The organism is Rhizobium sp. P2_G9 (genome assembly GCF_056403475.1).
This window is the reverse complement of the sequence record NZ_JBFUFK010000061.1, coordinates 24,459-36,698: the sequence shown is the minus strand read 5'-3', so window position 1 is coordinate 36,698 and position 12,240 is coordinate 24,459. Positions and strand designations below refer to the sequence as shown.

Here is a 12,240-nt window from a genome sequence, read left to right as displayed (position 1 = left end):
TAACTGCATCGACTTTTGGCTTAGAAATCCGCGTGCAGACTGCCTGCCATCGAAAAAGCGATTCACTTATTTCCCCACGCCGCCTAAGTGCTTGAAATTGCAGGTGAGGGGCTCATGAGACGCACTCACATGAAAACAAGCAGCTAAAACATCTTTAAATCAGCCCCTCGAAATATCGACCCARGAACGGCAGCGTAACACTCCCGCCGCCGACATCACGTAGCGTCAGCAGCTCGTTCATCGCCTCGATGCCGACAATCTCCCGCCAGCCGCTCGGAACCCTGATCGCACCGAAAGCGTAGCGAATGACCTGCTCGCCACCGAATTCAACACCGGTTGCCTGACCGATCGGCGATGGCGCCGAGACATCCGAGAACCAGCCTGTCGCGTGCGCTGGCGTTGCCGCCTCTTCGATGCCGACCACAGCAAGGTGACGGCTATTCCAGGGAGAATAGCTGCGGCCGCCATTGCTCATCCAGAGAATGGTTTCCGGCAGTTTTGTCGCATCCTTGACGGCGAAGAAGACGAAGCCGTCCTTTGCCGCCACTGCCGCAGACCAGCCGAGCTTGTTGTCTGGCACTTCCACCTGCACCGACAGGTCTTCATGGCCGGTATCGAGGGGATAGACGCTGGCGTCCACCGTGTGGCCATCCCTCAGTTTCACCACCTTCAGCGTCTCGAACCGTTGTGGATAGGCGAAGATACTGTTGCCGCGGGCCGGGTCTGTTTCCAGTGCAACCTCCGGCGTCTTGCCAAAGGATTTCGGCGAAAAGCTCAGCTGTGCGCCGCCCGGCACATGGATCATCGCGTGATGGGCGACCGGAATCTTGCCCGTGCCGCCGCTGAAGACATGCCGTTGATAAACGATCGGCTGGCCCGCAACGAGGGTGATCTCTTTGGACAGGCTTGCGCCGCTGATCGTCTGTTCGAGCTCGTAACGCGCCGTCACCGCGCCATTCGCCGCCTCGGTTTGGCCAGCGGCCTTCCAACTGCCATTGGCCGACCACCCGTGGATCGGAGTGTCTGCTGAAAAATTGCCGAAGGGGGCGCAGAAGAAGTCGCCGGCGAGTCGCTTTTCGATTGGTGCCACGCTGTCCGGCAATGCTTCGCCTGAGCGGACCCAAGGCGCGCGATGCAGCGGCTCAAGCGGGCCATCGGCGGTGTCGACCACTAGCCTGTCGATCGTGCCGCCGTCGGGGTTGAAATCCAGCGCGATGCCATTTGCGGCGATCCTGTCCATGGATGGCTCTCCTGATTGTCAGATTTCGTTGGGGATGTTTTCAGCGAACACCGTCTGGATGCGCACCGTCGTCTGCGAAATATCGCTCTCGCCGCGGACGGCGCGCATCAGCCGGTCGATCGCATCGCGCGCCTCGACGCGGGCATTCTGGTCGATGGCCGCGTCCATGATGCCGTCGAGCAGGAAGCAGCGTGTGTCCTCAGTGAGGTCGTGGCCGATGAAGACGATCTCCTTGTCGCGCTTATGCTCGACGAGCGCCCGGGCAATGCCCTCGGAGCCTGCGCCGATGCAGTAGATGGCCAGGAGGTCGGGATAGTCGCGCAGGAGCGCGCTGACTTCCTGATAGGCGCGTTCCGGATCCTCGCGGATTTCGCGCGGTGCGATGATTTCCATCGCCGGAAAGCGTTCCTGCAGGATATGGCGGAAACCCATTTCGCGCTCTTCATGGCCGCGATAGGCGAGCGCACCGGCGATCAGCGCCACCTTGCCGCGCGCGCCGGGCAGGAAGCGGCCGATGAGATAGCCGGCGAGACGGCCGGCGGTGCGGTTGTCGATGCCGACATAGCTGACGCGCCCGACATGGCTGATGTCGGAGACCAGCGTCAGCACGGTGACGCCGTTGGCGATCAGCTTGCGGACTGCCTCGCGCACCAGCGGGCTGTCGAGGCCGATCAGGCCGACGCCCCGGCTGACCGGCCGCAGGCTGTCAAGTTTCAGCGCGATCTCCTCGGGCTCGATGCCGGAAAGACGGTGAACAAAAATCTCGGCGTCGTTGCGCTGGGTCGCCTGGCGTTCGAGATGCTGGGCAAGGTCGGCGATGAAAGCGTTGGTGCCACCCGGCAGCACGAAATCGAGGCGTATCGTATCTGCCGGGCTCGCTTTTTCAGTCTCGCCGGACAGATGGCCGACGATGTTCATCACGTGCAGGCGGGTATGTTCCTGCACACCGGGACGGTTGTTGAGGACTCTGTCGACAGTTGCTTTGGAAACGCCGGCGATGCGCGCAATCTCATCCAGTTTCGGACGGGTTTTCTTCACGAATGGCCTCATCGTCGCGCAGGCCGTCGCTGCTCCGACCGCACCGAAAAATCTCATCAAAATGAGGTATTAGCCGGAACTCCGGTAAATTTCCAGTGGCTTAGCGATATTGCCGTCTTACATTTCGGAAGTTGCAGTCATCCCCTGCGTTTGGCTTCGCTTGACAGTGGGTGGTCGATTTCTGTAACCTCATAATGAGGCGTAATAAAAGATCATTTTGAGTTGATTGATTCCATGGAGCCCACATCACGCGATTACAGCCTGATCGGCCGGGACACGGCGCGGGCCGAGGCCTGCGGCCTCGCCGCCGCCGAATGGTATGCCTGTCCGATCGAGCGCAAGCAGCTCAAGGAACTGATGAAGCGCAGCGACGGCCCTGGCATTCGCGACACGATCATCTGGTTTGCGGCGCTGATCATGTCCGCGGCCGGCGGCATCTGGTTCTGGGGCTCTTGGTGGGCCGTGCCATTCTTCCTGGTCTATGGCGTGCTCTGGGGGTCGTCGAGCGACAGTCGCTGGCATGAAGCCGGCCACGGCACGATGTTTCGGACACGCTGGATGAACGACGTGCTCTACTATATCGCCAGCTTCATGATCCTGCGTGAGCCGACCGTCTGGCGCTGGAGCCATACAAGGCATCATACCGACACGATCATCGTCGGTCGCGATCCGGAAATCGCCGTGCCGCGGCCGCCGGATATTTTCGGCATCTTCCTCAATTTCTTCGGCATATTGAGCGCCAGGGCTTTGATCATAAAACTCTTCCACCATGTGCAGGGGAAGCTGCTGGAGGAGGAGAAGACCTATATTCCGGAGATGGAGCGGCCGCGCGTCTATCTCGTTGCCCGCATCTATGTGGCGATCTATGTCGCGGTGATCATCGCCTGTCTCGCCATGCGCAGCATCCTACCGGCCATGCTGGTCGGGCTGCCGTCACTCTATGGTGCCTTTCTCGGTGTCTATTTCGGGCTGACGCAGCATGCAGGTCTCGCCGAGGACGTGCTCGACCATCGGCTGAACTCCCGTACGGTCTACATGAATCCGATCTTCCGTTTCCTCTATCTCAATATGAACTATCATGTGGAACATCACATGTTTCCGATGATTCCGTACCATGCGCTGCCGAAGCTGCATGCGGCGATCAAGGACGATTGCCCGACACCCTATCCCAGTACGATTGCGGCCTATCGCGAGATCATCCCGGCGCTGTTTCGGCAACGCAAGGATCCGCGCTGGCATGTGGTGCGGCAGCTGCCGGCGCGCGCCAAGCCGGTGCCCTACAATCACGAGACCATTCTCAAGCCCGCGGAGTGAGCATGTTCACCAGCCAGCCGACCGTCGCCGACCTGCTCGCGCTCAAGGGCAAGCGGCAGCTTTCCAAGCTCAGGGTGGAATCGATCGAGGAGGCGGCTGCGGCGCATGCGGCTGATATCGACATGCTGTCGGTGACGCCTGAAGTCGTGATGCATCCGGAGTTTCGCGGTTTCTGTCCTGTACCGTTTGCGGTCGCCGGGCTTGAGCCGGGTCTTTATGTCACGGAAGAGGACTATCTGCGGATCGCCTTCAAAATGCTGAAGCTGGGCGCCAATGCCGTCTACTGTGGCGCCAGCCTGCCGATCGTGCGGCGGCTGCGCGATGAGGGTATTCCGGTGGTCGGGCATGTCGGGCTGATCCCGTCGCGCCGCATCTGGACTGGTGGCTTCAAGGCGGTCGGCAAGACGGTCGACAGCGCCATGCGGGTCTGGGAACAGACCAAGGCGCTGGAAGAGGCGGGCGCTTTCGCGGCGGAGATCGAAGTCGTGCCGCCGGAGATCGCCAGCGCCATTTCCGCCCGCACCAGCATGCTGATGATCTCGATGGGCGCGGGCAGCGGCTGCGATGCGCAATATCTGTTCGCCATGGATATTCTCGGCAGCCATCGCGGCCACTATCCCAGGCATTCCAAGGTCTATCGCGATTTCTTTGCCGAAAACGAGCGCTTGCAGAACGAGCGGATCGCGGCCTTCCGCGAATATGCTGATGATGTCGAGAGCGGCGCCTATCCGGAGGAAAAACATCTGGTGAAGATGGATCCGGCCGAGCGTGACAAATTTCTGGCACTGTTCAAGTGACCGCTTTCGCCTTAGCCTGAACTGAACACGGCAGGAAGGACTGCCGTTTCGATCTTGCAGATGGTTTCACGCCGGGGAGGATGGCTTGCAAATCGATCTCGCCGGCAAGGTACTGCTAATCACCGGCAGCAACCAGGGGCTTGGAACGCGGATCGCCGAACTGGCGGCGGAGGCGCTGGCTGATGCAATCGTCGTATGCGGCCGGCAGCGTGAGGCGGGAGAAGCTGTAGCAGCCAGCCTATCCGCCAAAGGCGTGAAGTCGTTGTTCATCGAGGCCGATCTCGGCAATGCAATCTCGCCGTCCGAACTCGTCGACCAGACCGTGCAGGCGTTCGGCCGCATCGATCTCCTCGTCAATGCCGCCGGGCTGACCGACCGGGCCTCGCTTGTCGATGGTACGCTCCACGACTGGGAACGGATTTTTGCGGTCAATGCGCGTGCGCCGTTCTTCCTGATGCAGGCAGCGGTCCGGGACATGCTGAAGCGTGGCGCGCCCGGCTCGATCGTCAATATCCTGTCGACCAATGCCCATTGCGGCACGCCCGATCTCGCCATCTATTCTGCGACCAAGGGGGCGCTGTCGACGCTGACCAAGAATACCGCCAATGCCCATATGGCCGACCGCATCCGCGTCAACGGCATCAATATGGGCTGGGTCGCCACGCCGAATGAAAACCGCATGCAGGGCGAGATCCTCGGTAAGGGGCCGGATTGGGCGAAAGAGGTGGCGAAGGGTCTCCCGCTCGGCCGCCTGCTTGGCATGGACGAAGTGGCGCGGCTGGCGCTTTATCTGCTGAGCGATCTCTCCGGCCTGCAGACTGGCACGCTGATCGACCTCGAACAGGCCGTGCTCGGCGCGCCGAATGTCGGCAAGGACAGCTGATGGATGGCGCTTCCCAGACGTCCAACCGGCTGAATGCCGACACGATTGTTCGGCTGCCGCCGTCGATCCGTCGTCCAGGCTATGACCGGTCGCGGCTCCGTCCCGGCATTCTGCATCTCGGTGTCGGCGCCTTCCATCGCTGCCACCAGGCTGACTATACCGATGATACGCTGGAAGCGTCGTTCGGTGATTGGGGTATTGTCGGGGTCAATCTGAAACCGCCGGCTATTTCGGCTGTCCTGGATGAGCAGGACGGTTTTTATTGCCGCGAGCTGCGCGACAATGGCCAGGTGGAGCGGCGATTGATCGGCTCGATCGTCGAGACGATTTCGGTGCTCGATGACGGATATGACGAACACCGCCTGACACTCGGCCGCGCGATTGCCCGGGCCGCATCGCCGGATATCCGGCTGATCAATATGACGGTAACGGAGAAGGGCTATTGCCACATTCCGGCCACCGGCGAACTGGACGAGAACCATCCGGATATYCGCCACGACATCGAATATCCCGAGACGCCGCGCTCGGTGCCAGGGTTCCTGCTTCGGGTCTTCTCGCTTCGATTTCGGGACGGGCGAGGGCCGCCACTGATCATGAGTTGCGACAATGTCCCCGACAATGGCGGAACGCTTCGGCGCGCAGTGCTGGGATTGGCACGCGAGGTTGATCCTGCGCTCGGTCGCAGGATCGGAAACGAGGCGCGGTTCCTCAACACCATGGTCGACCGGATCGTGCCGACGTCGCGGGTCGAATATCTCGACGCCTTCGAAGCGGAGACCGGGTTACACGACTATGGCCTCGTCACCGGCGAGCCTTTTCGCATGTGGGTGATCGAAACGGGCGAGGGCGCCGAACTGCCTGCCTGGGATGCCGCAGGCGCCCTGTTTGTCCCGGATGTGCTGCCCTATGAAATCCTGAAAATGCGGGTGGTGAACGGCATCCAGTCGAATGTCTGCCAGCTCGGCCTGCTCTCGGGGCTTGAATTCATGGCCGACGTGATGGCGACGGAAACCTTTTCCGCCTTCGCCCGGCAGACGATCACCCGCGAGGTCATCCCCAACCTGCCGCATGTCGCCGGCATCGACGTCGGCGCCTATCTGAATCAGACCATCGGCCGGTTGAAAAATGCCGATCTCAAGCATGGCACATTGCAGATCTCTACCGATGGCTCGCAAAAGATCCGCCAGCGGCTGCTGGAGCCGATGCGGGCCGGTCTCAAGGCGGGAACGCCGATCGGCGGGCTGCTGCTTGGCCTGGCAGGCTGGATGAAATATGCCGCTGGTTGTGACTGGCGAGGCCAAGCCCTGGATGTCCGCGATCCCTTTGCCGCCGAGACGGTCGGCATCGGCAAAGCGTCGGCGAATGACATCGATGCTGCGATTGTCCGTTTCCTCGACATCTCTGCGATCTTCGGCTCGGATTTGAAGGACAATGCCGAAGTAAAGTGGCGGCTTGCAATCTATTTCAAGGCGCTCGGCGAAAAGCCGGCGATCGAGGTGGTTGCCGACCACATGGCGGGACGTTTCGGAGAATAGCACATAATGTTTGCGGCGGCGGGCAGGCAGGGCTGCTCTACCAGGAACTCTGTCGTCAGAAAATGAATTGCGACGCGTCGAGATCCGCCTTGTGTGCATGATCAAGGATCATTTCGTCGGTGCCGTCGTCGATATAGACGGCATGCTTGCCGACGTCCTCGTTCAGGTGATGCTGCATAAGATCCTTGAAGTTCTTGATCCCGGTTCCGGAGAGATCGATCCGGTCGGCGCCATGGCTGAAATCGACGACATCGTCAGTCCCGTTGCCGGTGGCGAAGACAAAGATGTCGGCGCCTTTGCCGCCTTTCAAAATGTCCAATCCTGCGCCGCCATCGATGACATTGTCGCCATTGTTGCCGGTGATCTCATTGCCGAGAGCATTGCCGGTGGCATGCAGGTTCTTGGTTCCGAGCAGCCTGACATCCTCTATTTCGGAACCGCTCAGCGCCGTTGAGACCAGCGAAATCGAGACCGTGGATTTGATCGCGTCGTCGCCCTGGCCGGCGTTCTCGACAATTTTCGTCTTGGCCGAATGGATAATGAACGTATCGTTGCCCGCGCCGCCGCTCACCATGCCGGCGAACATGCCGTCCATATTGTTGAATGTATCGTTGCCCGCGCCGAGCGTGACATCGCCGCGAATGGTGCCGTGGTTGATCAGCGTCTCGTTGCCCAGGTCGCCGTCGCCCGCATAGGCGGTGCCCTCCTTCATCGCAATCAGGCCGTTGTTGATGACGGTGGATTTTTGTCCGAGCGCCGTGGTCACGGAGATGGCAGTGGTGGAGGCTGTCAGGATGCTGTCTTCGCCCAGCACTATCTTGCCGCCATCGCTGTCGAGGACGATCGCCGTGAGACTGCTGTGGATCGTGCCGTTGTTTTCGACGCTCACCTTGTCGGCTTGAGCCAGAATGCCGGCAAGGCCATAAAGCGTGCCATTGTTGATGATGTGGGCGTTCGCGCCCGTGGCGGCGATGGCGGCGGAGAAGCCCGTGGCGAGAACGATGCCGTCATTTTGTACCGTCAGGTCGGCGCCGGCAGCGCTGATGCCGGTATAGGCTTGGATCGAGCCGCTGGCACCGATGGTCAGTGTCGAATTGGTGCCTTCGAGGAGGACGCCGGTCGCATTCACCGCGCTGGTATAGACCGTGCCATCGACACTAATGGTGTCCTGGCTGAACGTCGATCCCTGGTGAATGACATTGCCTGTAGAGGTTGAGAAGAGGAAGTGCTCGACGAACAACCAGCTTTCGTTGGACTGGTCGATTTCGGTCGTGGTGGATGAATTGGCGTCGAAGACATTTGTCTTGCTCATCGTGCGCTCCCCGTTGTTGCCTCAAGTCCAGGACGGACGGGCGCACGGCATTATTCGTCCGCCACCCGATCCGCCCGATATAATCCGTCCGAAAGGAATGCCGTCGCCGAGGCAATGCGCTCCGGCTGGGTAAAGCATCTACGCGCGGGGGCCGGCTCGGCGCCGTTCATCGCCTTCCTGCGGGCAAACGTGTTGCCTCGGACATCTTCCGGTCGGCAATGCACATTGCCGTTATCGGCCGCTAGAAAATGAATTGACCCTGATGCAGATCGGCCTTGCTGATGTGCTGCAGGATGAGCTCGTCGGTGCCGCTGTCGATATAGACATTGCCCTTGTCTTCCATCACGTGATTCTTCATCAGGTCCTTGAAGTCGGCGATGTCGGCGCAGCCGGAGAGATCGATCTTGTCGGCGCCATGGCCGAAATCGGTGATGCTGTCGGTTTCATGGCCGGTTGCGAAGACGAAAGTGTCGTTGCCTTTTCCGCCTTTGAGTTGATCCATCCCGGCGCCGGCGTCGAGCACGTTGTTGCCAGCATTGCCGGTGATCTCGTTGTTGAGCGCGTTGCCCGTCCCGTGCAGGTTCTTGGTGCCCAGCAGGACGAGATTTTCAACTTGGCCATTCATCAGCGTCGGCGCGGCGAGCGAGAAGGAAACGATGGATTTGACAGTGTCGTTACCGCTGTCATTTGCGTCGACAATCACAGTCTTGGCGGAGTCGACGACATAGGTGTCGTCCCCGAGCCCCCCGTCGACGGTGCCGGTAAATTTGCCGTCCAGATTGTTGAATACGTCATTGCCGGCGCCCAGGGTTACGTTGCCGCGGACCGTGCCATGATTGATGAAGGTTTCCTTGCCATCTGCGCCAACAAATGCGTCATGCCCCGCAGTGGCAACGAGGCCGCTGTTGGTCACCTTGGATTTGTCGCCGGTGACGCTCTCTACCGTGATACCCGCGGATACGGCCGTAACGACACTCTCCTTTCCAAGTGTCGCGGACAGATTGTTGCCCACAAGGTCCAAACCGACCATGTCGGCGTAGATGTGACCGTTGTTTTCGACGACGCCATCGTCGGAATTCATAAATATCCCGGCGACGCCAGCGAGGCTACCATTGTTGACGACATGTCCATTCTCAGCCTCGATATCGATTGCCGCCGCCTGCGCGATGACCGTGCCGTTATTTTCGACCGTCGTGCCGCCGCCGATGGAGCGGATGCCGGTGTTGCCGGACACAAAACCGAGGTCGCTGACGACGATTTTAGAGTTCGAGCCTTCAAATATGACGCCTGCTCCAAGGCTTGTCGAAGAGACCACCCGCGCGTTTATGGTGATCGTATCGTCGGAAAGCATTGAGGCTTGGTGGATGGCATAGTTGCCGCTGAAAAGATGACTTTCGTCGAAAATCCARGCGTGGTTCGATTGATCCAGTTCATATGCGTTGCTGTCGGAATTGACGTGCGTCGGCTTAGCCACAATGCCCTCCTGTCTGGCCCTTCTTGCGGCAAGAACGCATGACGCGTGCAAGTTATTCGGGAAAATGCAAAAGACCCGGACGCTTAAAATCCGGGTCCTGGAGATCTGAACCTGGTCTGGAAATCAGCGCAAAGATGACCGCAGCGCCGATTTCAAGTTCGGCGGCAGCCGCGACGAAAGGTCATGCAGCCGCTCCCGCAGCCCGTCGAGCGCACGTTCAGCGCGGTCGGAGTAGGTCGGCTCATAGCTCGGCAGGGCGGTCAGCCTGCCCAGCAGGAAGGCCGTGGCCGAGGCAATCAGCACGGCTGAAAGCGGGTAGGCCTCGACCGTCGAGGTCACCGTTTGTCCCGCGGCTTTGGCGCCGGCCACGGCCTTGTCGCCGGCCGCGCGAGCTTCTTCGGCGACCTTGCCGCCAGCAACCCGCGCGCTGCTCGCCACGACCTTGCCAGTGCGCGACGCGATGTCTGCCGTGGTCGTCTGCAGCGCCTGGACCTGTTCGCGGAGCGCCTTCAGCTGCTCGGCAATGTCCTGGATCGTCTGGTTGCTGGTTTGCTTGGCGGCGTCGGCCGCGTTCTGGATGCTTTCGTTCGTATCGGGCACCGGATTCTCCTTGCCAACGAGGGAAAACGGGAAGCTATCGCCGGGTTTCGATGACCTTGCCATGATCGCCTCCTAGAAATGCGCGCCTTTCTCAACTCATCACGGCGACAGAAGTTCCGTTTCGTCATCTTCCCCCGGATGCGGCGGACCGTTTTGGCAAAGGAGACGCGGCCCTTAATCCCGCGCGTCGCCATCGAGATGACTGTGCGCAGGCCGCCGGGCAGCCGGCAGGTTTTCTTGCGCAGCACGTTGCCAGCCATGACGTCCAGACCGATTTTGCTCAAGGTTTCGTGCAAGAAAATACTCCACCTCTACAGGAACCAAACAGCAACGAAACTGTTTCGAAAGTGGGCGCTGGGGGACCCGGCGTCCGGGTTGAAGGGAGCGGGCGCATCCATGAAAATTCTATCCGTAACATCAGAAGTTTTTCCACTGGTAAAGACCGGTGGGCTCGCCGATGTCGCCGGCTCATTGCCGCTGGCGCTTCGGCAATATGGCGTCGAGACGAAGACGCTGCTGCCCGGTTATCCATCGGTGATGGACGCGGTGACGCGCGGTCCGCGGCTGGCGGATTTTACCGTCCTGGGGCAGGGCGTCGGCTTGATTTCCGTCGTCTATGACGATCTCGAACTGCTGATCCTGGACTGCCCGGCTTTGTTTTATCGCAAAGGCGGTCCCTATGTCGACGAGAACGGCGTCGATCATCACGACAACTGGCTGCGCTTTGCCGCACTGTCGAAGGCGGCGGCCGACATAGCCGGTGGGCTTCTGCCGGGATGGCGACCCGACGTGGTGCATACGCATGACTGGCAGGCCGCACTGACATCCGCCTATCTCCGCGCCGCGGGGATCGAGATGCCATCGCTGCTCACCATCCATAACCTTGCATTCCAGGGCCAGTTCTCCTCCAGCCTGTTTCCCTACCTGGATCTGCCGGAAAGCTATCTTTCCACCGATTGCATGGAATATTACGGCGACATCTGCTTCCTCAAGGCCGGTATCGCCACGTCCAATCTGCTGACCACGGTGAGCCCGACCTATTCCCGCGAAATCCTCACCCAAGACCTCGGCATGGGGCTGGGCGGCATGCTGTCGGAGCGGCGCAATGCGCTGCGCGGCATCGTCAACGGCATCGACATGGATGTCTGGGACCCCGAAACCGATGCTTATATTCCCGAGACCTACAATGAATGGACGCTGGACAAGCGGCATGCGAACCGCGAGGCGCTCGTCGAAGAATTCGGGCTGGACGACGACGGCGGACCGATCTTCTCGGTGGTCAGCCGGCTGACATGGCAGAAGGGGATCGACCTGCTCGCACCGATCGTGCCCGGCCTCATCGATCTCGGCGGCCATCTGATCGTCCATGGCCAGGGCGACCGCCAGCTGGTAGACCTTCTGCTGGAGACGGCAGCGCGCTATCCGGGCCGGGTTTCCGTGCATATCGGTTTCGAGGAAGCCAAGGCGCATCTCGTCCACGCCGGCAGCGACAGCATCGTCCAGCCGTCGCGCTTCGAACCTTGCGGCCTGACGCAGCTCTATGCGCTGCGCTATGGCGCTCCACCGATCGTGGCGCGCACCGGAGGGCTGGCCGAGACAATCATCGACGCCAACGATGCCGGCCTTTCTGCGGGCGTGGCGACCGGTTTCCAGTTCAGGGCCGGCTCCATCGAAGATCTCTACCATGCGGTCGAACGCRCGGTAGCGATGTACCACCACCCGGCGCAGTGGCATAACCTTCAGATCCAGGGGATGAAGACTGATTTTTCCTGGGATCGCAGCGCCCAGCAATATGCAGCGCTTTATACCGCATTGCGCCGCCAGCGCGACGGGCTACAGGAGCATCCGAGGATCAACCACCACCGGCCGAAGAGCACGCACACGACTTTTCATCGGCACGGCTTCAGGTCCGCAGGTTAGGCCGGGCTCCAGGGGACGCTTTGTGGAATGAACACAGTGCCTTGCAGGGCGCTGTTGTAAAATTGATTCACTGGTGCAAAGCCGGTTTTCGGCTCTCGCAATTCCGCACTGGGAATGCGAAGGTAAG

10 protein-coding genes are annotated in these 12,240 nt (G+C 60.5%); 5 read left to right on the top strand and 5 right to left on the bottom strand.

The window, feature by feature from the left end:
• Positions 1–154: 154 nt before the first annotated feature.
• Together AC1DYF_RS35100 and AC1DYF_RS35095 are read right to left on the bottom strand one after the other, a co-directional pair.
• Positions 155–1,240: a hypothetical protein gene (locus AC1DYF_RS35100; RefSeq protein WP_477882828.1), complete on the bottom strand. Its 1,086-nt coding sequence runs from the start codon at positions 1,238–1,240 to the stop codon at positions 155–157.
• An 18-nt stretch (positions 1,241–1,258) separates the two neighbouring features.
• Entirely contained in the window at positions 1,259–2,278 is a 1,020-nt protein-coding gene (locus tag AC1DYF_RS35095) for a LacI family DNA-binding transcriptional regulator (protein WP_477882826.1), read from the bottom strand.
• A 234-nt stretch (positions 2,279–2,512) separates the two neighbouring features.
• Between AC1DYF_RS35095 and AC1DYF_RS35090 the strand changes: the two genes are divergently transcribed.
• The 4 genes from AC1DYF_RS35090 (at position 2,513) to AC1DYF_RS35075 (ending at position 6,807) form a co-directional block, all read left to right on the top strand.
• Complete coding sequence (locus AC1DYF_RS35090; RefSeq protein WP_477882824.1) at positions 2,513–3,592, top strand: fatty acid desaturase family protein; 1,080 nt, start codon at positions 2,513–2,515, stop codon at positions 3,590–3,592.
• A 2-nt stretch (positions 3,593–3,594) separates the two neighbouring features.
• On the top strand, positions 3,595–4,389 hold the full coding sequence (locus tag AC1DYF_RS35085; protein ID WP_477882822.1) for a 3-methyl-2-oxobutanoate hydroxymethyltransferase: 795 nt from the start codon (positions 3,595–3,597) through the stop codon (positions 4,387–4,389).
• Positions 4,390–4,474: 85 nt separating this feature from the next.
• Positions 4,475–5,272, top strand: coding sequence for an SDR family oxidoreductase (locus tag AC1DYF_RS35080; protein ID WP_477882820.1), 798 nt, complete (start codon positions 4,475–4,477; stop codon positions 5,270–5,272).
• Positions 5,272–6,807, top strand: coding sequence for a mannitol dehydrogenase family protein (locus tag AC1DYF_RS35075; RefSeq protein WP_477882819.1), 1,536 nt, complete (start codon positions 5,272–5,274; stop codon positions 6,805–6,807). The genes AC1DYF_RS35080 and AC1DYF_RS35075 overlap by 1 nt, the downstream gene beginning before the upstream one ends.
• Positions 6,808–6,862: 55 nt before the next feature.
• Here AC1DYF_RS35075 and AC1DYF_RS35070 read toward each other — a convergent pair whose 3' ends face one another.
• The 3 genes from AC1DYF_RS35070 to AC1DYF_RS35060 form a co-directional block, all read right to left on the bottom strand.
• Positions 6,863–8,119 carry a calcium-binding protein gene (locus tag AC1DYF_RS35070; RefSeq protein WP_477882817.1) on the bottom strand — a complete coding sequence of 419 codons (1,257 nt, stop codon included), beginning with the start codon at positions 8,117–8,119 and terminating at the stop codon, positions 6,863–6,865.
• 241 nt (positions 8,120–8,360) lie between these two features.
• Positions 8,361–9,593 carry an autotransporter outer membrane beta-barrel domain-containing protein gene (locus AC1DYF_RS35065; protein ID WP_477882815.1) on the bottom strand — a complete coding sequence of 411 codons (1,233 nt, stop codon included), beginning with the start codon at positions 9,591–9,593 and terminating at the stop codon, positions 8,361–8,363.
• A gap of 123 nt (positions 9,594–9,716) precedes the next feature.
• Positions 9,717–10,256, bottom strand: coding sequence for a hypothetical protein (locus AC1DYF_RS35060; RefSeq protein WP_477882813.1), 540 nt, complete (start codon positions 10,254–10,256; stop codon positions 9,717–9,719).
• A gap of 333 nt (positions 10,257–10,589) precedes the next feature.
• Here AC1DYF_RS35060 and glgA point away from each other — a divergent pair, with 333 nt between their 5' ends.
• On the top strand, positions 10,590–12,113 hold the full coding sequence (glgA, locus tag AC1DYF_RS35055) for a glycogen synthase GlgA (protein WP_477882812.1): 1,524 nt from the start codon (positions 10,590–10,592) through the stop codon (positions 12,111–12,113).
• The last annotated feature ends 127 nt before the right edge of the window (positions 12,114–12,240 follow it).